A 24,010-nucleotide genomic window follows, 5' to 3' on the forward strand; every position below is an offset into this window, starting at 1 on the left:
GGCCGTCTTTGCACGCATCACATGTTTGAATTCAAAAAAACCTCGCAAGCCCAAAAGCGCCGTTTGTTGCTGCGTCTTTGTGTTGCTGCCGCGCTGGTGCTGGTGTGTTTCGGGTTGCTGGTCGCGCGCCTGTGGCATTTGCAGGTCGAACGCTACGAAGGGTTGGCTGCACGTGCCGATGCAAACCGTATTGCCGTCGTGCCTATTCCGCCGCGTCGCGGCGAAATTCTCGACCGAAACGGTGTCGTGCTGGCCCGCAATTACCGCGATTACACGCTTGTAGTAACGCCGGCCCAGGTTAAAGACCTTGATCAGTTGCTCGATAACCTGTCTGCGTTGGTGTATATCAGCCCTTCGCAGCGTAAACGGTTTTTCCAGTTGGTGCAGCAAAGCAGCCGGTACGCGCAAGTTCCAGTACGCAATAATCTCAACGAAACCGAGGCCTCGTGGTTCGCCGCACACGCCTACAAGTTTGATGGTGTTGAATTAAGCGCGCGTTGGGTGCGGGAGTACCCGCATGGGCAAACTGCCGCCCATGTCTTAGGTTATGTGGGGCGTATTTCTGAAGCCGATCTCGAGCACTTAGAAGAGACCGACCAACTGGGCAATTATCGTGGCACTCAGAACATCGGCAAGAAAGGGATAGAAAAAACCTGGGAGTCGACCTTGCATGGTCGGACGGGACTTGAAGAAGTCGAGGTGACGGCGACAGGTCGCCCCGTGCGCACTTTGCATCGCGATGATCCGGTTCCGGGGGCCGATCTGGTGTTGTCGCTCGACATTGGTTTGCAGCAGCTGATTGAAGAAGAGTACAAGGGCAAACGGGGAGCCTTTGTGGCTATCGAGCCCCAGACGGGCGAGGTCCTGGCTTTTGTGTCGGCGCCTTCGTTTGACCCCAATCTGTTCATCGACGGCATCGACGTCGATAACTGGCGCGAGCTCAATGAGTCACCCGATCACCCACTCATTAATCGCCCGCTCTACAGTACTTATCCCATTGGCTCGACTTACAAACCGTTCGTCGCACTGGCTGCACTCGAGATGGGCCTGCGTACGCCAACTCAACGCATATCAGACCCCGGCTATTTCGAATTTGGGGGGCAGCGCTTTCGTAATGCGGGGTCTGTGGCCTATGGGCCGACTGATATTCATCGCGCCTTGGTGGTCTCTTCCGATACGTATTTTTATTCGCTGGGCCCCGAAATGGGCGTAAATGCCTTGCACGATTTCAGTCGGCAATTCGGCTTTGGGCAAATGACGGGTATTGACCTTGATGGCGAGAAAAAAGGCATCTTGCCGTCGACCGACTGGAAACGGCAGGCATTTCGTAAACCCGAGCAACAGCGCTGGTATGCCGGCGAGACGGTATCTGTAGCGGTCGGGCAAGGGTACAACTCGTTTACCTTGTTGCAGCTCGCTCAGGCGACGGCGGTGCTGGCCAATGGCGGGGTTTACATGAAGCCTCACCTGGTCAATCTTGTTCGTAACGCGCAGACAGGGTTGCTTGAAAAAACCGTAACAGAACCATCGCATAAAGTGCCGCTTAAGCCCGAAAATCTGGCGGTCATTACCAAGGCGCTGGCGGGCGTGGTCAACGAAGGTACGGCTCGTCGCGCGTTTGCCGGGGCGCCCTATCAGGCGGCAGGGAAGACGGGTACGGCCCAGGTTTACAGTTTGCGCGGTGCCAAGTACAACGCCGAGGCCATTGACGAACGCCTGCGCGACCATGCGTTGTTCATGGCCTATGCGCCGGCCGAAAACCCGAAAATCGCCATCGGGCTCATTGTCGAGAACGGTGGGTGGGGGTCAACCGTGGCCGCACCCATCGCGCGCAAGGCTTTCGATTACTGGTTGCGCGATTACGTCAAGCCCGTATCGCCCGATGAGAAGGCACGATCCGATCGTCGCGGTGTCACTGCTGGGGCAGGGCAATGAAACGTCTGGGACAATGGGTGTTGCGCCTCGTTTTAGCCTTCGACTGGCCCTTATTGTGCATTTTGGTGCTCATGGGGGTGCTTGGGTTGGTGATCATGCACTCGGCCGTCGGTGGCACCGACTGGCGCTTTGCCGATCAGGCCCGAAATTTTGCCTTGGCCTTTTTTGCCATGTGGGTAGCGGCTTTGACGCCGCCCAGGCTCCTGATGCGTCTGACCCCATTGCTCTACGTTTTCGGCGTGCTGTTATTGCTGGGGGTTGAGTTTTTTGGTGAAACCAGTAAGGGGGCGACTCGCTGGCTTGATCTGGGTGTTGTACGTATTCAGCCCTCCGAAATGCTGAAAATTACGGTGCCCATGATGTTGGCCTGGTATTTTCATCGTAAAGAAGGCAAATTCGGTTTTCTGGACTTCATCGTGGCCGGCATTTTGCTGGCGATCCCTTTCGTGCTTATCGTCAAGCAACCCGACCTGGGCACGGCGCTGCTGGTGTTGATGTCGGGTTTTTTCGTTATGTACTTTGCGGGCTTGTCATTCAAGCTGCTGGTGCCGGCAGGTATTGCGTTGGTTGTGGGGCTGTCGGCGCTAATCTACTTCGAGCACGACATTTGTCAGCCGGGGCTTGATTGGGTGGTGCTGCACGAATACCAGAAGAATCGGGTGTGCACCTTGCTCGACCCCAGCACAGACCCCTTAGGCAAAGGGTTCCATACAATTCAGTCTATGATTGCGATCGGTTCGGGTGGCGTGTATGGGAAAGGCTACATGGAAGGCACGCAGACGCACCTGGATTTCATTCCTGAACGCACGACCGATTTTATCTTTGCCGTTTATGCCGAAGAGTTTGGCCTGTATGGCGGTATTTTGATGCTTGTGCTGTATTTTCTGTTGATTGGGCGCGGCCTGTTTATTTCGGCCTGGGCCACAACACAGTTCGGCAGGTTGCTGGCGGGCGCTATGGCCATGATGTTCTTTGTTTATGTGTTTGTGAACATTGGCATGGTGACCGGCATCTTACCCGTTGTAGGTGTGCCCCTGCCCTTCATGAGTTACGGGGGGACGGCCTTGCTGACGCTTGGTGTTGCCAGCGGCTTGTTGATGAGTATCAGCCGACATCGGGCGCAGTTGGCGCGCTAATTAAAGACGGTTGTGCCAGCCCCGCAAGTATTTTTTTAACCGGGGCCGGTAAGGCCAGCGCGGGCCAATGTTGCAGGTCAAACCATTGTCTTTGTGGTTCGGCTTCGCTGGTAGTGGGGCTTGTGGCATTGACCTGCCAGGGCGTGATGTCGAGCTTGAAATGCGTAAAGACATGCTGTAACCCACCCATGCGCTGAGGGGCTGTGGCAACGCCACGCTGTACGCAGTAAGCCGCTAGCGCAGTCGGGCTGTCAAATTCAGGCAGGCTCCATAAGCCGCCCCAAATCCCCGAGTCTGGCCGCTGTTCTAGTAAAACGGCGTCATCGTTCAGCAAAATCAGCATGTGACACGACCTGACGGGAACTTCGGCCCGCGGCTTTGGTGTCGGTAACTGATTCTGAAGCCCGTGCATGCGGGCGTGGCAGCTTTGCGAAAGCGGGCATTGTTCGCAGGAAGGGTTCCGGCGGGCGCACGGGCCCGAGCCCAGATCCATCAGGCCTTGCGTGTAGGCGGCGATATCCAGGGTGGCCGGGGCTGCATCAAGAACATTATGTGCCAGGGCCCACAATGTTTTTTCTACCTTGGTATTACCCGGATAGCCAGCGATACCAAAATAGCGGGTGAATACGCGCTTAACGTTGCCATCCATGATGGGCGTACGCACGCCATAAGCAAACGCAGCGATCGCGCCTGCGGTAGAGCGCCCAATACCCGGCAAGGTAGCGATCACCTCTGGGTCTTCAGGAAAGCTTCCACCATGGTCTGCCTGCACCGCCTGGGCACATTTATGCAGGTTGCGTGCGCGCGCGTAGTAACCCAGCCCCGCCCAGTAGGGCATGACCTGCGCTTGATCGGCTTGAGCAAGATCCTGCAGCGTCGGAAATCGCTCAAGAAACCGCTGGTAATAGTCAATAACCGTTGACACCTGGGTTTGTTGCAGCATGATTTCGGACAGCCAGATGCGATAGGCGTCGCGCGTTTTTTGCCAGGGCAGGTGATGGCGCCCGTGCTGCTTTTGCCACTGGATGATGGTGGTGACGAAGGCTGACAGGTTTTGTGCAGGGTAAGACTGAGGGCAAGACGACATTTAGAACCGGGTGTTTCGGGTCACAGACCAGCGCGCCGACAATGCAGCCAAAACAGCCACACCGACGATAGAGCCCGATAGCCACAGACCATCGGGGAGTTGAAGTCGGATCTGCGTGCCATAACTGTTGGCCAGGTTGGCGATGGCCTGATTCAGTGGGTGCAGCGCGACCGAAGCAATGCCAATGGCGCAAACGCCGGCCAAGGCCCCTGTGAGCGCACCCAAATACAAAAAGGGGCGCCGCACGAACGACTCGGTGGCGCCCACCAGGCGGGCCACTGCAATTTCTTCGCGCTGGGTAAGCGCCTGCATGCGGACGGTATTAAAGACGGTGGCCAGTACAACCAAGGCGACACCGGCGGCCAGCATGCCTAAACCAATGCGAACAAAGTCGAGAATAGCCGCCAAGCGCTGGACCCAGTTGGCATCGTGTTGAACGCTGTGCACGCCGGGTAGGGCTTTCCAGGCGGCGGTCAGAGTGGTGGTTTTTGCCGTCAGGTCGTCGGTGTTTTTCAGGGTGACGATAATGGCGTCGGGTAAGGGGTTGCCCGGCAACACGGTCAGCGCGTCTGCCCAGTTCGGATTGCGTTTCAGGGTAGCCAAAGCTTGTTCGCGAGGCACCAGACGTGTGGCTTCGATATGCTCTTTATAGTCGTTGGCGAGCGTTTTGGCGACAGACTCGGAGGCCCCGCGTTGGGCATCGGGCGCCATGAACAGGGTGATTTCGGGCGAGATGGACACCTGCTTGACGACAGGCTGCGCCGCGGCCAAAAAGCTTGCGCCCAAGATGGGTAACGCCAGTGTGAGCGCAATAACCAGCAGGTTGGCCACTGAAGAGAATGGATGCAGCCAAAGCCGCCTGATGGCGACAGCTAACGCGTAACGATGTTGCCTTAACCAGCGTTTCATACCATTACCCCTTTGAAGTCAGCAAAGCGGCCAGCGGTAATTTGCAGGGTGCGGTTGGCGTAAGTGGCCATCAGGGCCGTATCGTGGGATGCGATCAGGGTGGTGACGCCTACCCGGTTGAAGTCGCGGAAAACGTCCATAATACGCGTTGCACTGTCGTGGTCGAGATTGGCGGTGGGTTCGTCGGCAATAAGGATGGCGGGGCGGTTGACGATAGCCCGAGCGATGGCCAGGCGTTGTTGTTCGCCGCCCGACATTTCAATGGGGTTCAGGTCTTCTTTGCCAGACAGCCCGACTTTTTCGAGGGCGGCGCGGGCGCGGGCGACCGCTTGAGACTGTTCCAGCCCCACGACCGTAAGGGGCAGGAGCACATTGGCCATGACCGAGCGGTCAAACAGCAGGTGGGTGTCTTGCAAAATAACGCCAACTGCCCGTCGTAGGTAGGGCCTGGCCCGGCTGGGCATTTTGTCGATACGGTGGTTATTTACGGTGATGCTGCCGCGACTGGGGGGTTCGAGCCCGCCAATGAGCTTGAGCAGGGTAGATTTGCCTGCACCCGATGGCCCCGAGACGAACACAAACTCGCCCGCATCAACGCGGAAATTGATGTCGGCAAGGATGTTCCGGCTGCGACCGTAAGACTTGAAAACGTGCTGAAACTCAATCATGGTGAACAGCGATGGGTAACCTGTTGATTAGACCCGTTGGGTAATCCGGGTATTCTAAGTGAATATGATATTGTGCCCATCGGCAATTTCCTAATCGGTGCTGATTTTTAATGGCTGTGTCGTCTTTTCGGTTCAATTCGCTCAAAGGCTTTGTGTCCTGGCATAACGCCCGGTTTCGCGCATTGGTCTATCAGGTGCTGCTGGTGGCCGGTCTGGCGTCGGCCTGCGCCTATCTGGTTGTCACGACCCTAAATAATCTCGAGGCTCGCAATGTGGCGACGGGGTTCGGTTTTTTGGACCACGAAGCGGGCTTTGCGATTAGCGAATCGCTGTTGGCCTATCGCCCTGCTGATACCTACGCGCGCGCCATTTGGGTGGGTTTGGCGAATACGCTGAAGGTTGCCGCTATCGGTGCGGTGTTGGCCACGATATTAGGCCTGCTTGTTGGGTTGGCGCGCCTGGCGGTCAACCCGTTGTTGTCGTGGCTGGCACGCACCTACATCGAGGTCATGCGCAATGTGCCGCTGCTGCTGCAGCTGTTCTTCTGGTACGCCCTGATTACCGAGGCGGCGCCCGGCCCGCGTCAGGCAATTGCCGTGCTGCCGGGCGTTTTTCTATCGAACCGGGGGCTAGTATTGCCAGGCTTCGACTTTAATACCCTGAGCTTCAGTGTGCCGGCTTTGCAGGGGTTCAATTTTGTCGGGGGTATTACCGTCAGCCCCGAATTCCTGGCGTTGCTGCTGGGGCTGGTGTTGTATACCTCGGCCTTTGTGGCTGAAATCGTGCGTTCGGGTATACAGGCGGTGGGCAAAGGGCAGTGGGCCGCAGGGCGGGCTTTGGGGTTGTCTGAGCGTCAGGTGTTAAGGCAGGTGGTATTGCCTCAGGCCTTGCGCATTATGGTGCCCCCCATGACCAGCCAGTATCTTAACTTGACCAAAAACAGCTCGCTGGCCGTGGCGATTGGCTATCCGGACATCGTTTCGATTGTTAACACCACTATCAACCAAACGGGGCAGGCCATTGAGGGGGTATTGATCATCATGGCCGCCTACCTTAGCGTCAGTGTGTCGATCTCCTTTCTGATGAATATGTACAACCGCCGTCTGGCGCGCGTGGCGGGCCGATGAGCCGGCTGCACCTGCTTGTCGCCACCCCGTTCAATACCTTGCTGACGGTGTTGTGCGCAGGTTTGTTGCTGGCACTTGTGCCTCCCGCGCTCGATTGGCTGTGGTTAAGCGCCAGTTTTAACGCAACCGACGCCCAAGGATGTCGCCAGGCTGGCGGGGCGTGCTGGTCGTTTATTGCACATAAATATCGCCTGATTCTGTTTGGTGTGTATCCATACGACGAGCAATGGCGGCCTTTGCTGGCCAGTGTCTTGCTGGTCGCTTTGGTGGCGTTCAGCTGCGTGCGCGCGTTCTGGCGCAAATGGTTGGCGTTGGTGTGGCTGGCTGTCTTGGTGCTGGTCGGCGTCTTGATGTGGGGCGGAGTGTTCGGCCTGAGCTGGGTCGAGAACCGGTTATGGGGTGGCTTGCCATTAACGCTTGTTTTGGCGGTTTTTGGTGTCGGGCTGGCGTTTCCGTTAGGTGTGTTGCTGGCACTTGGCCGCACCAGCGACATGCCGGCGGTACGCGTATTGTGCGTTACCTACATCGAGCTGATTCGGGGCGTGCCGTTGATCAGTTTGTTGTTCATGGCTTCGGTGATGTTGCCCTTGTTTTTGCCCGAAGGCGTCAGTATCGACAAGCTGTTACGCGCGCAACTGGCCATCGTGCTGTTTGTTGCGGCTTATATTGCCGAGACCGTGCGCGGGGGCTTGCAGGCGGTGTCCCCCGGGCAATACGCTGCGGCCGATTCTCTGGGGTTGAGTTATTGGCAGAAAATGAACAACATCATCCTGCCTCAGGCGCTTGGCACCGTTGTCGGGCCGTTGGTAGGTATTTTCATTTCTTTGTTCAAAGATACATCGCTGGTGGTCGTGATTGGTATTTTCGACCTGACTCAGGCCGCCAAGACTGCGTTGGCCGATGCCCAGTGGCAAGGTTTCAGCACCGAGGCCTACCTGTTTATCGCGGCAATCTATTTTGTGTTCTGTTACGCCATGTCGCGTTATAGCCGGACGCTTGAAAGGCACTGGCAAACCTGAGAATAGAATTGTAACAACGTCATTGCCCGAGCCTTGGTAGTATGAATGGCGATCAGGGCGGGTTCGTCCTGTCAAAAAGGAGAACAATATGAACGTGTCTATGCGATTGAATCGTGTGATTGCAGGGGTGGGTATTGCCGCGCTGCTTACGGGCTGCGCTGCGGTCAACGACACCATGGGAGGCATGAGTCAGGGCGGCCGCACGGCGACTGGCGCAGGCGCTGGTGCTGCCGTTGGTGCAGGGTTGGGCGCGATTATCGGCGACAGCAGCAAAGCGGCGCTGATTGGTGCCGGTATCGGTGCGGTAGCTGGCGCTATTGCTGGCTATAACTGGACGGGCATCAAGAACGATGTGCAGCAGTCGGGCGCCACCAGCCTGGGCGTCGACGTTGTCGAAATGCCTGATGGCACGCTCAAGGTGCTTATCCCCAGCCATGTGTCGTTCGACACCGGTAAATATGCGCTCAAGCCCGAATTGCTGCCGGTGCTCGACAGCGTTGCCCGTGCCCTTACGCAGCACCCCGAATTACGGGCTAAGGCAATTGGCTACACCGATAGCACGGGCACGGCGCAGGTTAACCAAACGCTGTCTATGAATCGGGCGCGTGCGGTGACCGACTACATTGCAGCACGGGGCATTTCGGGTACGCGCCTGATGTCTGAAGGCCGTGGCCCCAGCAACCCTATTGCCGACAACAGTACGCCCGAAGGCCGTGCCATGAATCGGCGTGTCGAACTTTTCTTGTACGCTGTGCGCTAGTCTGGCGGGTAGTGTCTTTTCAAAACAAACTGCCCCGCGTATTGCGGGGCAGTTTGTTTTTGTACAGCCTGGTAAGGCTTAAAACGGGTAGTGGCGTGGGGTGGTTTGCATAGATACCCAACGCAACTCGGTGAAAGCTTCGATACCTGCTTTACCGCCGAAGCGGCCGATGCCACTGTCTTTGACGCCACCGAAAGGCATTTGGGCTTCGTCATGAACAGTGGGGCCATTAATGTGACAAATGCCCGACTGAATGCGTGCGGCAACTTGCCAGGCACGGGCGACGTCTTTACCAAACACAGCTGACGACAACCCATATTCGCTGTCGTTAGCCACGCGGATGGCTTCTTCAACGCCATTGACCCGGACGATCCCCTTGACAGGACCGAAAGACTCTTCGCTGTAGATCTTCATGTCGGGGGTGACATTGTCGATGAGTGTGGCGGGGATGAGTGTATCGGTGGCTTTGCCGCCGCACAGCAGTTTGCCGCCCTTGGCCAGCGCATCGTCAATCATGGCGTTGCAACGTTCGACCGTCGACATGTCGACAACCGAGCCCAAGACAACGGGACCTTTGCGTGGGTCACCCAATGGTAGGTTGCGCGCTTTTTCTGTGAGTTTGGCGACAAATTCGTCGGCGATTTTTTGGTCGACAATAATGCGCTCGGTGGACATGCAAATTTGCCCCGAGTTGGCAAAAGCACCGAAGGCGGCGCCATTGACGGCATCTTCGATGTCGGCGTCGTCGAGGATGACCAGAGGTGCTTTACCGCCGAGTTCGAGGACGACAGGTTTAAGGTACTTGGCGCAGGCCATTGCAATGATTCGGCCGACACGCGTCGAACCGGTGAAGTTGACACGGCGAACGGCCGGATGCGCGATCATGGCTTCGACGATGGGGCCGGCGTCGGCGGGGGCATTGGTGACAAAGTTGACGACACCTTCGGGCAGGCCGGCCTCTTGAAGCGCTTCGATGATGAGGCCGTGCGTGGCGGGGCAAAGCTCAGAGCCCTTCATGACGACGGTGTTGCCGCAAGCCAATGGTACGGCAATGGCTCGGGTACCCAAAATGACGGGTGCGTTCCAGGGGGCCATGCCCAACACGACGCCCGCAGGCTGGCGCACGCCCATGGCCAAGTTGCCGGGTACGTCTGACGGGATAACCTCGCCGCTGATCTGGGTGGTAAGCGATGCAGCTTCGATGAGCATGTTGGCGGCTAAATGAACATTGAAGCCTGCCCACATGGCAGAAGCGCCGGTTTCTTCGGCGACAGCTTTGATGAAGTCGTCGGTACGGGCCTCGAGGGCCTTTGCTGCCTTGAGCAACAGACCCCGACGCTCGCCGGGGCCCATGGCGGCCCACGCCGGAAACGCGCGCGATGCGGCTTCTACGGCGGCAATGGCATCGTCGACGGTTGCTGCCGGGGCAGTGGTTGCTACGCTGCCATCGAGCGGGTTTTTGCGCTCGAAGGTTGCGCCGTTGCTTGCCGCCTGTTTCTTGCCATTGATTAACAGTGAGATGGTGGTCATAAGGGGACTCCGTAATGGGTGGTATGGGCGCGAAACGAAGGGCCGCACACAACCTGGCCAGCTCATCATGTTTCGCGACCTCCCAAGTGTAACTCTTCAATGTTGATTGTTGGTTTGGCAATTGCCTCGAGGTCTCTATAATCGGTACAGCCCATTTTCGGATGTACACATGCACTTTCTGACATCGTTGCTGAATCGTTGGGGCGGGTTTGCCGGGGTGACCGCAACTGTTGCCCTATGCTTTGCAACCAGCTCGCTGCCTACGCCGCTATACCCTTTGTACGAGCGGGCCTGGGATATTCCGCCCAGTCAGCTGAGCTATGTGTTCAGCGCCTATATGGCGTGTGTACTTGCTAGTTTGCTGTGTTTTGGCCGGGTGTCGGATACATTTGGACGCTTTCCTATTGTTGTCACGGCGCTGGTCACGCTCATTGTGGGCTTGGTCATGTCGATGCTGGCGCCCGGGGTACCCATGCTGCTGGCGGCCAGGGTACTGATTGGCATAGGCAATGGCATGCTAATGACCACAGCTGCGCTGGCCATGGGCGAGTCGCATCCCGATCGCGACAAGCGCAAAGCTGCCGTTGTTAACTCCACGGCAGTAACGGTCAGTTTTGGGTTGGGGCCGGTGCTGGGCGGCGTGATTGGTCAGTTCAATGTGTATCCACTCGTGTTGCCCTACGTATTTGTGCTGGTGCTTGCTGTGACAACGCTTTTCGTTGTGTTGCGCTCGCGCCATCAGTTGGCCGGGCCTGTGGGTGTGCGCCCGCCCTTGTCGGTACTGCCCAAAGTGGCGTTACCGGGCGCTGGGCGGCGTATTCCATTTTTACAGGGGTGTGTCGGCGGGTTTTTTACGTTCGCGGTGGGGTGCATGTTTGCGTCGCTGGTCCCGTCTTTATTGCCCGCCCTCGAACTCGAATGGCAAGGGCCGCTAGTGGTTGGCGTGGCGTTTTTGTTTATGTCGGTCGCATCGCTGGCCGTTCAAATGACGCAAACCAGGCATGCGCCCTTTGTGGGTCAGGCCATGGGTATGTTTGCGTTTGCGCTAAGTGTGCTGGCCCTTATGGCAGGCATGATCTCGCACAACGTGTGGGTGCTGATTTTCAGCATGATCACGTTTGGCGTGGGGCAAGGATTTGGCTTTATGTATTCGGCCATGATTGTGGGACAGTACGCCGACGAACATCGGCGCTCGGCGAATATATCGACGTTTTTCTTGTTTACCTACATCGGCGCATCGGTGCCTGTCGTGGCCTTAGGTTTGCTGGCCGACCGCATTGGGCTGGCGTCGGCCATTTTTTCGTATAGCGCGGTAACGGCGGTGTTGTTGGTGTTACTGACAGCCTCTGCGTTGGTGCTGCATCGGAGAGCCTAGCTTCGGCTGACTTTTCTTCGCTCGTGAAACTTTCTTTTGTCTTCGTACATAATGCGATCGGCTTCGCGCAACGCGGCTTCGATGCGTTCGCCTTTTTGACATAGCGCCCAGCCAATCGCCATTTGCAGAGGTGGTCCGGAATAAAACTGATTGTTCAGTTCAATCAGTTTCTCAATGCTTTCAAGCAACAGCTCGCGTTCTTCTTCGGTGGCGCCTGGCATGACAATCGAGAACTCGTCGCCGCCGATACGCATGGCATGAAAGTTTTTGCCGGCAGCCTGCGCCAATACCTCGCCCGCCCGACGCAAAAGCGCGTCGCCGGCAGCGTGACCGTGGGTATCGTTAGCCTCTTTCAGGTTGTTCAGGTCGATCATGATCACAGTCGCTGGAAACGGCCCTTTACGTTCAACCCGGTTAAGTTCGTCGACAAAGAACGCCCGGTTCTTGAGCTTGGTCAGGACGTCGTGCTTGCCCAGGTACTCGAGATAGGCTTCGGCTTTCTTGCGCGCTGTAATGTCAGTTAACGCCAGTAAAACCAGGTCCCACGAGGCTTCGTGCCCGGCAAACACCGAAAGCTGCAGGTGGATATTAAGCGGGCTGCCGTCAAGCGCGAAATTCAGTACTTCGCGCTGCATAAACAGTTTGCCTTCCCATAGGTCGATGAGCTGCTCGCGAAAGTGAGGCAGCATTTCGTCGCGGAATACATCGGGTAAATGAGCCAGCAAGTTTGACTTGCTGCCTGCCTTGAACATATCCAGGGTGTACTGGTTGACGTCGAGTACGCGGATTTCGGTCATGCATTGTTCAACGAAATCGGGATGGACGTCGGTAAAGGTGCGAAAGTCGGTAATCCCGCGTCCGCGGACTTCGTCGAGCAGTGTCTTGATGCGCGAAAAATCTTCTACCCACAGCGATACCGGCGCGTACTCGAAAATGCCGGTGGCATAACGCTCTTGTTGGGCGACTTGCGCGTGGGCGATTTCGAGTGCGGTGATATTGTCCAGCGACACCAGGACGCGGTCCCAGCGCTTTTGGTGGTCGGGCAGTACAACGGCTTTGATCAGCACGTCGAGACGCTCACCTTCGAGTGTGTAATTGACGCTCTTGCTTTCGAATTGCTCGTTACCCACCCAAAGCTGCTCGAGTTCGTCGATATGTGCCTCGAGCATGTCGTCGCGCAGCACTTCGCCAAGCCTGCTGGCCAGCTCGTCGAATGAAGACGCCTTGAACATATCGAGCGTTTTCTGGTTGACCAGCAAAACCTTGATGCAGGCGGAGCACGCCGCGACGCGACTGACGTCGGCCTCGAGGTAGGCACGCAGGTCAGACACGCCAGTTGCCCGCCATTGGGCGAAAAGCTCGAACAGCTGGCTGTAATCTTCGAGCCACAGCGAGTTGGGCATGATCTCGAAAAAGGCGGGCAGCGTAGTGCCCCAGGTGTCGGCTTGGCTGTTTTGTGTATTGCCTGGCTGCATGACGAATTCCGGAGTTGTGCTGGACAGCATGGTAACCAAAAAAAACAGGCCCCGTGAAGGGCCTGCTGTCAAAGAGTTAGAACATAGGGTGCTTAGACGCCAGGATCTTTGAACTCTTTGATGACGTCGAATTCGACGTTGTAGATTTGGCCATCGGCCTGACGCTCGGAACGACGGATGTAAATGTCTTGCACGACATCACGCGTTTCGGGGTCGATTTGCATTGGGCCGCGCGGGCTGACCCATTTCATGCCTTTCATGGCAGCCAGAAGCTGATCGCCATTGGCGTTGGGGCCGGCTTTTTTCAGGGCTTCGTAGATGAGGTGCATGCCATCGTAGCCACCCACCGACATGAAGTTGGGGCGCATGCTGTTGTTGGTCAGCTTGCGGAAAGATTCGACATAGGCCTTGTTTTCTGGCGAATCGTGCGCAGTGGAGTAGTGCTGCGAAGTGATGATGCCCAAAGCTTCATCGCCCATGGCTGGCAGCAGGTCGTCGTCGAGGACGTCACCCGTACCAATCAGCTTGATGCCCTGACCGGCCAGGTTGCGCTCGGTAAACTGCTTCATGAGGGTGGAACCCTGACCTGAAGGGACGAAAATGAAAAGAGCGTCGGGTTTCAGGTCGCGCACACGTTGCAAGAACGGTGAGAAGTCGGGGTTTTGCATGGGCACGCGAAGCGACTCGAGTACCTTGCCACCGGCGTCGGTGAAGTTCTTGACGAAAGCTTTTTCGGCGTCGTGACCTGGGCCGTAGTCGGCGATGAGCGTCACGGCCGATTTAATGCCGCCTTCCTTGGCTGCCCATTGGCCCATAGGTGCGGTCACCTGGGGCAGCGTCATTGAAGTGCGCACAATATAGGGCGACTTCTGGACGATGGACGATGTGCCTGCGGCCATGACGACCATAGGCGTTTTGGATTGCGTTGCGATGGGGGCGGTTGCAAAGGCCAACGGTGTCAGGCCAAAGCCGGCCAGAACGCCAACCTTGTCTTGTACGACCAGTTCTTGGGCAATACGCTTGGTGGCCTCGGGCTGAACACCACCGTCGTCTTTGACGATAAGTTCGATTTTGCGGCCGGCAACTTCGTCGCCGTGTTGCTGCATGTAAAGACGGGCGGCGGCTTCGATTTGTTTGCCAGTAGAGGCAAACGGACCGGTCATGGGGATAATGAGGCCAATTTTGAACGGCTCAGCTGCTTGGCTGACTGCTGCGGTCATCAGGCAGGTGGCAGCTAGCGCCACCTTGACGAATTTTTTCATTGTCTGCTCCTGGAGAGGATGGTTATAGCTTTAAAAACCAAGGTATTGCCAAAGTATGTAACCACAAAACACGCGAGGATACTACTAGCGTAAGTCCGTACGACAGACAGTATGTGGTTGAGTGTACTGAATGTCTGCACAACGGGATTGTTACTTATTTGGGAAGAGTGTGCAAGCGGTTCGGCCGTTCGCCGAACCGCTAAATTGGACAGCCGTGTTAACTGGTTGCCGGCACTGTATTTTTTTGTTGTTTGATTTGAAACCAGTGAAACGCAACCAAAAGAATCATCATGATCAAACCGATGACGTCTGTCCACCCAGCGCCTGGGTAGGCGTCTGCCGGAATAAGCATAAGCAAGCCTGCCGCCATATAAAGCACCCGCTGCAAGGCACCGACGGCGACAATGAAATAGCCGACAACGGCAATCGAGCCGGCCAGCACGCCCAATGATGCGGTAATGACGGCCCAGATGATTGTGCTTGCCGAGCCCTCCATCAGCAGCGCGGGAGAGAAGGCAAACAAGAAGGGCACGACGTAGGAGCACCAACCCACGCGTGTTGCCGTCCAGCCCACCTTCGAGCCGTCGCAACCCGCAATATTGGCTGCCGCAAAAGCGGCAATGGCCACAGGCGGTGTAATCATGGACATCATGCCAAAATACATGACGAACATGTGCGATGCCATAGGCGACAGGCCGGCTTGGATAAGGGCTGGAGCAATAAGCGTAGCCAGCAAAATATAGACACCAACGGTGGGCATGCCCATGCCAAGAATAATCGCCACGACCGACGTCATTAGCAACAGAACGACGGTGCTGTCACCGCTCAGGGCGAGCAGTTGCAGCGTCAGGCCAAACGCCAGCCCTGTCAGGTTGAGCGTACCAATAACCAGCCCTGCAGCCGCGGCAATGACCAGCAAGTCGATTGAAGCTTTGGCGGTACTAATGGCCGCGAGCAGCAGTTCGCGTAGGGGAGTGCGTTCGCCTTTGTAGCCGAAGATGAGGTTGAATATGACTAGCAGCGCCGCGGCTTGCAAGGCGGCGTATTCTGCGGCCACATTGAAAAACACCAAACCGACAACCAGAACAACAAAGGGGATGGGGAAATACCAGCCATGGCGCATGACTTCTTTGATGGCGGGCAGGCGATCCATAGGTTCGCCTTTGATGCCATGCTTGGCGGCGTCGAGGTCGACCTGGATGAAGAGCGCCAGGTAATACAAAAAGGCTGGAATGAGCGCTGCAATCAATACCGAGGCATATGAGGTTTCAAGTAGTTCAGCCATCAGGAACGCGGCTGCGCCCATGACCGGCGGCGCCAGCTGGCCGCCTGTGGAACCTACCGCTTCGATGGCTGCAGCGACGTGCTTGGGGAAGCCGGAGCGCTTCATCATGGGGATGGTAATGACGCCCACAGCAGCCACGTTAGAGACCGCGCTGCCGGAAATCATGCCGAACAGGGCCGACCCGGCAACAGAAATTTTTGCCGAACCCCCACGATATTTGCCCATGACGGCCATAGCCAGGTCGCCAAAGAAATGTGAGCCGCCCGTGCGGGCCAGAATTTGGCCCATGAGAGTAAAGGGCACCACCACAATAATGGCAATGGCCAAGGTTTGGCCCAGCACCGCATTGGTGTCCATACCCAGATAGACCAGCAGGCGCGTAAAGTCGATGGGTCGGCTGACGAATTCGTCGGGCAATAAGTGGCCCAGCATGGCGTAGGCGACCAGCACCAGTACCACGATGACCAGAGTCATACCGGCGGTGCGCCTGACGGCCTCGAGGATGAGCCCCACAATAATGGCGCTGATGACAATGGCGTCGAGGGGCCGGTAAATGACTTCGTTAACCAGCGTGGGGTAGCGGATGGCGATATAAAAGCAGGCGATCATGCCGACCAGGCCGGCTATGGCGTCACCCCAAGGCGTGGGCGTGTCTTCGGGCGAAGGGCGCGCCCGGACAAGCAGAAACGCCAGACCAAGGGCCATACCTAAAATGGCCGCTAAAAATTGTTCGTTGTACAGACTAAGCTGCAAATATAGTGGCAGCTTGAGTACCCAGGCGATGACTGTGACCGTCATCAGGGTTTGCAGGGTTAAAGAAAGCGTGTTGCGAAGCTTTGAGGGGAGTCCCCCTGCCTGCAGCCCGGATGCGATCTGATTCATGGTCACCGCCTTTGGGATAACTTACCTGTTTACTTGACGAGGCCAGCTTCTTTGTAGAAGCGCAATGCACCAGGATGGAATTCGCCAGGCATGTCGGGCTTGTACATCAGCTTGACGTCAAAGCCGCGAAACGGTGCAAACGAAGCCGCGAGTTCTGGCTGGCTTTCGTAGATGGTTTTCATGGCTTTGTAAACCACATCGTCTTTGGTATTGGTGCTGGTCAGCAGCAGGTTGTCATACGCCAAAGCAGCGGTTGGTTCGCTAACGCCAGCCAGACCGGGGCGTGGGTTCTCGACAAACGGATAGCCATACGGGAAGACTTTGTGCATGGCGTCAAGGGCTGCGGCGTCGGTGCTAATAGGCAGCATGCGCAGGCCACCGACCGAGGCGTCGATTTCGGTGACTTTGGCGGCACCTACGGCAAAGAAGAAGCCGTCGACGTTGCCTGACGCCAGTTCGTCGGCGCCACGGGCTACGTTGGGAACCAGGACCTGACGAATGTCTTTTGGTGTCAGGCCACCGGTAGCCAGCAGTGCATCAAGAATCGTGTTGATTGAACCCATGGCGGTAAAGCCGTAGGTCAGGCGCTTACCTTTAAGATCGGCTACGGTTTTGATGTCGGAATCGGCGCGAACGAATACCGCGGTTTTAAGTGGAAAGAGTACCGAGGCGACTCGTAGGTTCTTGGCGGGGCGGCCTTTGAATACGCGCTCGCCGTGCACGGCTTCGGCACTTTCAATGACGTTGGCAATGCCGAAGTCCAGTTCGCCGGTGTCGAGCAGGGGGATCAGGACGCTTTCGCCGCTGTTAGGCTGAACACGGGCTTGCATGCCGCCTTTTTCGGTAAGGACTTTGGCCAGTGCTGAACCACTTGAATAGCTCATGGTGCCCTGGCTCATGGTGCCGACGCCAACGTTTTGTGCGACGGCTGTTGCGCTGCAGGCAGCGGCGACAACAAGCCCGGCTAGAAATTTAAATTTCATGGTTTGTCTCCTCGGGGTTGGGGGGTAAAGCAATATTATTTTTTGCAAATCTTAGTCGATTTGGGCAGCGCGACGTACGCTGTTAATCATCGAAGAATTCATCAGAAAAGCGCGGTGCTTTTCTGGGTCGGTCGCGGTATCGCGCATCTCTTGCAGGCGCTCAGCCCTGATCTGCGGATCACGCTCTTCGAGCATTTTCTTATTGCGAATTGTGATGGCTTGCACATACTCGATATTGGTCAAGCGGCGCTGGCGATCGTACTGGTCAAGCAGGGCTTCGGGGGCGTCGTCCAGCATAATCCGGGCAAGTTTGTCGGCCAGATTCATGGCGTCGTGAATACCGCTGTTCAGGCCCATGCCGCCCAAGGGGTTATTGACGTGTGCGGCGTCGCCGGCCAGCGCAATGCGGCCTTTACGAAATGATTGGGCGACGCGTTGATGGACACGATAGACGCTGCGGTATGGGATTTCGTAGGTTTGGTCGGGCGACAGAAACCCCTGGATGCGGCTTTGTACATAGTCGTCTGACAGCACCTCGGCCTCGTCCTGCTCTGGCTTGATGGGGAAGGCGATGCGGTAAATGCCTGGGGGGCCATCGTGCGGCTGTACAAAAATGGCGGCCCATTCGTCGGGGTCGGCAATGTAGGCGTTGCCGGTAAACCCATGTTTTTTCAGGTCGAAGGTAGTGGCAAATACAAGAAAGCGTTCGGGCCACGTAAAACCCTCAAACTCAATGTCGGCGGTTTTACGCACAATACTGCGAACGCCGTCGCAGCCCAACAAGTAGCTGCCGCGCAGCTCGACCGCTTTACCATCGGCGCCTTCGGCCTGCACGGTGACGCCATCTTCATCTTGCGTGTAGCTGCTGCACGTATGGCCAAACATGACGCGTGCATTGGGGTATTTTTGCAGTGCCTTGAAAGCCAGATGCGACAATTTATGTTGTTCGCAATGCAGACGGAAGGGGTAAGGGGTTTCGTCTGCAATCAGGTTCAGGTCGAATTGGGCCACCAGGCCCTGCTTGCGGTCCCTGATTTGCCACTCGGGTACTTTGATCCCCATATTCAGCAATTCTTGACCAATAGATAAGGTGTCCAGCATTTCCACTGTGGGCGGGTGGAATGTTCCAGCGCGCAAGTCGGTGGGGATTTCTGGGCTGGTCTCCAGGATAATGACGTCAAGTCCTTTTTCGGCCAGCGACAGTGCTGCGACGAGCCCGACGGGCCCGCCGCCAGAAATAATGATGGGGTGATTGCTCATGTGTGTTACCTAGTTTATGCTCGACCCGAAGTTGTTTAATTCTGAACATGCTCATTTTTGAGCGTGTTCCATTCTATGGGTGTATTTTGTCGTTGGTCAACTCAGGTAAAACGCGAAGTCCGCTTTTTGCCCGGGTTAATCAAGAAGACGTATAAAAACTAGAGAGCAACGACGTATGGTTAAAAAAAACCAGGCAGTAGCGGCGCAGGCCGACGATGCCGCGACATTAGGTTTGCGAGAGCGCGGAAAACTGGAAAAAAGGCGTCGTATCAAGGCGGCCGCGCGCCAGGCGTTTACTGAAAGAGGCTACGATGCGGCCACCACGCGCGATATTGCGGGATTGGCTGAAATTGGTATTGGCACTTTGTTTACCTACGCCAAAGACAAGCGCGAGTTGCTGCTCATGATCATTAATGATGATCTGGATGCGTTGGCGGGGACAGCAGTTCGGTCGGTTGACCCGAGCGCGCCTTTGGTTGACCAACTGGCGGCTTTTTTTGAGTCGCGCTACCGGTATTGGGCCGGTCAGCCTGCGTTGGGCAGGCCTGCGGTGCGCGAGACGCTCGACTTCCTGGGCGGCGTTGCGCCGCAAGGGCCGGAAGCTATCAGGTTTTATGCGCGGCGCCCTCGCATGCTGGCGTTGTTGACCGACATTGTACGAAGCTGGCGACAGCGCGGACTTGTAGCGGCCGACGTTCCCGTTGAACTGGCTGCTTCGTTGTTCATTACTATTTACCTGACCGAAGTACGCCGCTGGCTGATGGAACCTGCGCCAGATGCTGATGAGGGTTTGCGTCGTTTTCGTGAACTGGCGGCCCTGGCGATTCGAGGCGTCGCCCCAGGGCCTGGCTTGAGTGGGGCTCCGGATACTGGGTCAGACAGGTTCTCCGGCGCTTAATTTCACTGACCTTGGGGTAAATCGGTATCGAAAAATGGTTGAAATCTAAACCAAGTCGTGCAAAATAGCGGATGCAAGATAATTTAGGTTTCAACTAAGGAGATACCATGAGCACCGCCGCCAATACCCTGGAACAACTGGCCGCCGGCAATTTCAAGGTCGTAGACCTGACCCACACATTGTCGCCCGACTTTCCCCCCCTGCAGTTGCCGCCGCAGTTTGGTCAGGTAGCTGCCTTCAAGATGGAAACCATCTCTGAGTACAACGACGCCGGCCCCGCTTGGTACTGGAATAACTTCACCTGTGGCGAACACACTGGCACGCACTTCGACGCGCCTGCACACTGGGTTACAGGTAAAGACCATCCCCAAAATACAGTCGACACTATCGACCCCAAAAACTTCATTGCGCCTGCTGTTGTGGTCGATGCCACTGCCGAAGTCGCTGCCAACGAAGACTGGATCATGAGCGTCGATTTCCTGCAAAAGTGGGAAGAAAAGAACGGTCGTATCCCCAAAGGCAGCTGGGTGCTTCTGCGCACTGGCTGGGCAGCTCGCCTGTTCAAAGACCCCGCTTCTTACGTTAACGTTCGCGAAGACGGTGCACACACCCCCGGCCCCTCACAAGAGGCTGTCGAGTGGCTCATTAAAGAGCGCGATGTTCATGGCTTTGGTGTAGAAACAATCAACACCGATGCTGGCCAGTCGTACGCATGGCCCATGCCTTACCCTTGCCATACGCTGATGCACGGTGCCAACAAATTCGGCTTGCAGTGCCTTAACAATCTCGACCAGTTGCCTACAACCGGCGCGATCATTGTTGCAGCCCCCTTGAAGATCCAGCGCGGTTCGGGCAGCCCTCTGCGCGTTCTGGCACTGGTTCCCTAAGGAGGCATAATGACCCACCAGGCCCAGGTTATTATTATCGGTAGTGGCATGAACTCGCTGGCTTGTGCCGCGTTGTTGGCCAAGCGAGGCAAGTCTGTTCTGGTACTCGAGCGTAACGACCGGGCCGGTGGTTGCATCCGTACCGAAACGCTGTTTCCCGGTTTCACCCACGAAGTCTTGTCGTCGTGGTATCCGTTGTTCATGGGTGGCGGCGCCTACGCCGAACTCAAAGACGATTTGGCCAGTGTTGGTGTCGAGTTCGTCGCCAATGACTACACCACGGGTATCGTCACCCCCGACGGCCAGTTACTGGCACTGAAGCAAGACATCGAAGACAGCGTCAAGCGCATTAACGCCATCGCCCCGGGCGATGGCGATGCGTTCGGTGCCATGGCCGGGCAATTGTTCGGTCAAGATGCGGCGCTCACTTTTGGCCTGTTGGGCAATTCGCCTTATAGCGGCAAAGTGTTGCGTTTGTTGTTCTCCGAGTGGCGCAAGCGCGGCCTCAATGGCTTGCTGCAGTTTGGCGCCGACTCTATCGAATCTTTCCGGCGCTGGTCCGAACGCGAGCTCAAGTCTGACCTGACCCGCGCCATGATCAGCCCGTGGGTGTTGCACACGGGCCTTGGGCCTGACGAAGCGTGCTCCGCCCTGATCGGCAAGTTAACGTTTGCGGCTGTTGTGGCCGGTGGCATGCCGGTTGTTAAAGGCGGTGGCCAGCGTCTGGTCGAAGGCCTGCAAACCTTTATCGAGCAGCGCGGCGGTAAAGTGCTGACCGGTGTCGATGTCGAATCGATCACACTCAACGGCTCGCGCGCTACGGGTGTCGTGGCCAATGGCCAGGCCTACCAGGCTTCCGAAGCCGTGGTGTGCAACGTAACCCCGCCACAGTTGTATGGTCGTTTGCTGCCCCGCGCGCCCGAACCCGTTCGCAAGCAGGCACAAGGTTATCGCTTTGGCCGCGGTTGCATGCAAATTCACTTTGCGCTTAATGGCCCTGCGCCTTGGGCTGACCCCGAAATGCTTAAAGTGCCTTTGGTTCACCTGACCGAAAGCATGGAAAACGTGGCTTTGGCTGTTTGCGAAGCCAACAATGGGCTGATTCCGCGTCGTCCCACAGTGGCTATTGGCCAACCGGTTGCGGTCGATCCGACCCGCGCGCCCGAAGGTAAATGGATACTTTGGCTGCAATTGCAAGAAATGCCTTCGCAGTTGCGGGGCGATGCGGCCGGCGAGATCGACGTTCCTGCCGATGGCCGCTGGAATGAGGCCGTGCGTGAAGCCGTGGCCGACCGTGTGCAAAAGCGCATCGAAACCGTTTTGCCCGGCTTGTCCGACCTGATTATTGGCCGCAAGGCCTATTCGCCTGGCGACCTCGAGGCCATGAATTGCAACCTGGTGGGCGGCGATCCTTATTCAGGGGTGTGTTCGCCAGACCAGTTTTTCTGGTTCCGTCCGTTTGCCAGCAATTCGGGCGCGAAGGCGCATCGTACGCCTTATAAAAATGTCTACCAAATCGGCGCTTCAACGCACCCTGGCCCAGGTCTGGGCGGCGGTTCGGGGCAAATTGTGGCCGATATGCTGACTAAACGTTAATTCAGCCGTTTAGGTCTTTAAGCAGGCGGCGGTGTTGTCTTACCTCAGACAGCACCGCGCCGAATGTCTCTAGCCCGCGTGCCTTCAACGCTGGTATCACCTTAAGTAAAGCATCTGCGGTGGCAATGGCATCGCCAATTGCAGTATGGCGCGCTTCTTCGGGTATGGTGATGCCCAGTCGGTGCGCCAATGCATCAAGGCTATGGCTTTCGGCCTCGCCGTACACGACTGCCGAGAGCAATACCGTGTCGAGAATGGGGTGGTCGAAACGGCAACCCGCAGCGTTTTCGTGCCGGCGTATAAACGCCATATCGAAGGGCGCGTTGTGCGCGACCAGCACGGCGCCTTCGGCAAATTTATGAAAACGTTGTACTGCTGTTGCAGTGTCGGGCGCGTCGGCGACCATGTCGTTGGTAATGCCATGCACCTGTGTGCTGGCTGCCGGGATGCTGCGGCCCGGGTTGACCAGCGTATCGAAAACCTCGGTTTTGACGCGTTTGCCGTTGATGATGCGAACAGCGGCAATTTGCACAATCTCGTCCCCTTGGTCTGGGTACAGACCGGTGGTTTCGGTGTCGAACACGACATAAGTAAGTTCGTCTAATGGGGTGCACGACACCTCGGCGTTGCCCGCTTTGGACAGCAACTTGAAATCGTAGACCACAGCACGCGGTATGGCAGGGGGGCGCCGTTGAGCCAGCCTGGCCTCGCGGATATGCAGGCACAGTTTGGGGTGCAGCCGACTACTGTTGTCGGGGACCAGCGTGGCGCCATGAATGGACAGCACGCCTTGTACGGTCATGTCGGTCAAGCCGACATCGAGCGGTGCGCTCAGGAGTTGTGCCAGCGCGTCGTCAGACAGACTTAGGCCTTCCCATGACAATTCGGCCATTGCGCCAGCGCCGTCGCTGCGGATCTTCAGGTGCAGCGCGCCGTGCGGCAACGGCAACCGGTTGATCAGGGCGGTAATGAGCGCCACCAATTGAAACCCGTCGCATCGCAGGATCAGGTCGGTGGTTTCGGTTGTTAGCGTCACGCCTTTGCTGCGTAATGTGGCTTGCAGCGTCGAGGCCAGGTCGCTGGCCCGTATCATCGCCAAAGGCCAGTCGCCGGGGCGATCGATATCAGGGCGGATACTGTGCGTGGCCAGGTCGCCTGTGATGTCTCGTAAGGTCAGAACATAGCCGATGTCTGCGGGGTTGTCGTTGTTAGCTCCGGGGTGATTCCCCAGCAGGCGCATGCGTGCGGCCAGTACCCGGCCTTCGCTTTGCGTCGAGCACAGGATGTCTGATGCGGCGTCGGGGTCGTCGGCTTCGAGTAACCGTGCATATGCATGCTCGATGGGTGCGGGATGCAGATAGTCGAACACCCGCCGGTTCAGGCCGGGGGCGACATCGGCATTGACCCCGCCCAGCAGACTGACGACTTGACCGTTGTAGAACACCAGTTGGTGTTCTGCCGAGCACAACATTAACCCCACAGGCACATCAGACAACAGTCGCTCAAGTCTGTCTTTCTCTAGCGCAAGCGTTTCAGTTTCGCGGGCAACAGCCTGATCAAGCGCGACGCGGGTATCAAGCAATTGTTGGGCCATTTCGCGCGCTGCGGGGACGAGGTCGGACAAATAGGTTGTGCGTTCGTGGGCGGGGATAGCTGTAGCCTTGCCATGAGTTAGCGTGCGCAGATTGCCGGCCAGGCGCTGGACAGGTCGGGCGATATGTTCGTCGATGACCAACCAGGCCCATGCGGTTAGCCCAAAAATGGCAAACCCGGCAATGGCGCCACCAATGATTAGTGCGTGGACGATGTCTGGATCGTTGGCTTTGTGATACCCAAAATAAAGCCCGCCCGCCAACGCGAGCAGGCAGCCCGTGCACAAGGCGGCAAAAACCCGAAAGATTCTCAGGCGGGTGCGGCTGTGTGCGGCCATGATGTG

General features: G+C 57.0%; 19 protein-coding genes. 9 read left to right on the forward strand and 10 right to left on the reverse strand.

Features of this window, described 5'->3' with window-relative positions; translation table 11 throughout:
• Positions 1-21 precede the first annotated feature (21 nt).
• Complete coding sequence (gene mrdA, locus CHR62_RS01595) at positions 22-1,935, forward strand: penicillin-binding protein 2 (RefSeq protein ID WP_123659784.1); 1,914 nt, start codon at positions 22-24, stop codon at positions 1,933-1,935.
• Complete coding sequence (gene rodA, locus CHR62_RS01600) at positions 1,932-3,071, forward strand: rod shape-determining protein RodA (RefSeq protein ID WP_123659785.1); 1,140 nt, start codon at positions 1,932-1,934, stop codon at positions 3,069-3,071. Before mrdA ends, rodA begins: the two co-directional genes overlap by 4 nt.
• On the opposite strand, the gene mutY is transcribed toward rodA, so the two are convergent.
• From mutY to CHR62_RS01615, 3 genes are read right to left on the reverse strand one after another with little or no spacing between them, the layout of a single operon-like run.
• Positions 3,040-4,158, reverse strand: coding sequence for an A/G-specific adenine glycosylase (mutY, locus tag CHR62_RS01605; protein WP_123659786.1), 1,119 nt, complete (start codon positions 4,156-4,158; stop codon positions 3,040-3,042). The two genes, rodA and mutY, sit on opposite strands and share 32 nt — an antisense overlap.
• A complete protein-coding gene (locus CHR62_RS01610) occupies positions 4,159-5,067 on the reverse strand; it encodes an ABC transporter permease (protein WP_123659787.1) in 909 nt (302 codons plus the stop codon). It lies immediately after the preceding gene.
• A complete protein-coding gene (locus CHR62_RS01615; RefSeq protein ID WP_093969762.1) occupies positions 5,064-5,735 on the reverse strand; it encodes a cell division ATP-binding protein FtsE in 672 nt (223 codons plus the stop codon). The genes CHR62_RS01610 and CHR62_RS01615 overlap by 4 nt, the downstream gene beginning before the upstream one ends.
• A gap of 110 nt (positions 5,736-5,845) precedes the next feature.
• Between CHR62_RS01615 and CHR62_RS01620 the strand changes: the two genes are divergently transcribed.
• The 3 genes from CHR62_RS01620 (at position 5,846) to CHR62_RS01630 (ending at position 8,641) form a co-directional block, all read left to right on the forward strand.
• Positions 5,846-6,862, forward strand: a complete 1,017-nt coding sequence (locus CHR62_RS01620) for an amino acid ABC transporter permease (RefSeq protein ID WP_123659788.1) — start codon at positions 5,846-5,848, stop codon at positions 6,860-6,862.
• Positions 6,859-7,881 (forward strand): amino acid ABC transporter permease, encoded by a 1,023-nt coding sequence (locus CHR62_RS01625; RefSeq protein ID WP_123659789.1) that lies wholly within the window; start codon positions 6,859-6,861, stop codon positions 7,879-7,881. Before CHR62_RS01620 ends, CHR62_RS01625 begins: the two co-directional genes overlap by 4 nt.
• A gap of 88 nt (positions 7,882-7,969) precedes the next feature.
• On the forward strand, positions 7,970-8,641 hold the full coding sequence (locus CHR62_RS01630) for an OmpA family protein (RefSeq protein WP_370318025.1): 672 nt from the start codon (positions 7,970-7,972) through the stop codon (positions 8,639-8,641).
• Between the two features lie 78 nt (positions 8,642-8,719).
• On the opposite strand, the gene CHR62_RS01635 is transcribed toward CHR62_RS01630, so the two are convergent.
• Entirely contained in the window at positions 8,720-10,171 is a 1,452-nt protein-coding gene (locus CHR62_RS01635) for an aldehyde dehydrogenase (RefSeq protein WP_123659790.1), read from the reverse strand.
• A 169-nt stretch (positions 10,172-10,340) separates the two neighbouring features.
• On the opposite strand from CHR62_RS01635, the gene CHR62_RS01640 reads away from it, so the two are divergent.
• Positions 10,341-11,546 (forward strand): MFS transporter, encoded by a 1,206-nt coding sequence (locus tag CHR62_RS01640; RefSeq protein WP_123659791.1) that lies wholly within the window; start codon positions 10,341-10,343, stop codon positions 11,544-11,546.
• Here CHR62_RS01640 and CHR62_RS01645 read toward each other — a convergent pair.
• The 5 genes from CHR62_RS01645 to CHR62_RS01665 all read right to left on the reverse strand — a co-directional run bounded on the left by CHR62_RS01645 (position 11,543) and on the right by CHR62_RS01665 (position 18,693).
• The gene (locus CHR62_RS01645) at positions 11,543-13,021 is read right to left on the reverse strand and encodes a GGDEF domain-containing protein (RefSeq protein ID WP_093969757.1); all 1,479 of its coding nucleotides are present in this window, start codon (positions 13,019-13,021) and stop codon (positions 11,543-11,545) included. The genes CHR62_RS01640 and CHR62_RS01645 overlap by 4 nt on opposite strands.
• A gap of 92 nt (positions 13,022-13,113) precedes the next feature.
• On the reverse strand, positions 13,114-14,283 hold the full coding sequence (locus CHR62_RS01650; RefSeq protein WP_093969756.1) for an ABC transporter substrate-binding protein: 1,170 nt from the start codon (positions 14,281-14,283) through the stop codon (positions 13,114-13,116).
• Positions 14,284-14,500: 217 nt separating this feature from the next.
• Positions 14,501-16,450 carry a TRAP transporter fused permease subunit gene (locus CHR62_RS01655; RefSeq protein ID WP_093969755.1) on the reverse strand — a complete coding sequence of 650 codons (1,950 nt, stop codon included), beginning with the start codon at positions 16,448-16,450 and terminating at the stop codon, positions 14,501-14,503.
• 29 nt (positions 16,451-16,479) lie between these two features.
• Entirely contained in the window at positions 16,480-17,433 is a 954-nt protein-coding gene (locus CHR62_RS01660; protein WP_093969754.1) for a TAXI family TRAP transporter solute-binding subunit, read from the reverse strand.
• A 51-nt stretch (positions 17,434-17,484) separates the two neighbouring features.
• Positions 17,485-18,693 (reverse strand): NAD(P)/FAD-dependent oxidoreductase, encoded by a 1,209-nt coding sequence (locus CHR62_RS01665; protein WP_123659792.1) that lies wholly within the window; start codon positions 18,691-18,693, stop codon positions 17,485-17,487.
• 175 nt (positions 18,694-18,868) lie between these two features.
• Between CHR62_RS01665 and CHR62_RS01670 the strand changes: the two genes are divergently transcribed.
• From CHR62_RS01670 to CHR62_RS01680, 3 genes are all read left to right on the forward strand, one after another.
• Entirely contained in the window at positions 18,869-19,591 is a 723-nt protein-coding gene (locus tag CHR62_RS01670) for a TetR/AcrR family transcriptional regulator (protein ID WP_123659793.1), read from the forward strand.
• A gap of 107 nt (positions 19,592-19,698) precedes the next feature.
• Positions 19,699-20,478, forward strand: coding sequence for a cyclase family protein (locus CHR62_RS01675; protein ID WP_093969751.1), 780 nt, complete (start codon positions 19,699-19,701; stop codon positions 20,476-20,478).
• A gap of 9 nt (positions 20,479-20,487) precedes the next feature.
• The gene (locus CHR62_RS01680; RefSeq protein WP_093969750.1) at positions 20,488-22,074 is read left to right on the forward strand and encodes an NAD(P)/FAD-dependent oxidoreductase; all 1,587 of its coding nucleotides are present in this window, start codon (positions 20,488-20,490) and stop codon (positions 22,072-22,074) included.
• A gap of 1 nt (position 22,075) precedes the next feature.
• On the opposite strand, the gene CHR62_RS01685 is transcribed toward CHR62_RS01680, so the two are convergent.
• Positions 22,076-24,004: an exonuclease domain-containing protein gene (locus CHR62_RS01685; protein ID WP_123659794.1), complete on the reverse strand. Its 1,929-nt coding sequence runs from the start codon at positions 24,002-24,004 to the stop codon at positions 22,076-22,078.
• Positions 24,005-24,010 lie beyond the last annotated feature (6 nt).

This window comes from Pusillimonas sp. NJUB218 (assembly GCF_003788685.1).
GTDB lineage: Bacteria > Pseudomonadota > Gammaproteobacteria > Burkholderiales > Burkholderiaceae_B > Neopusillimonas.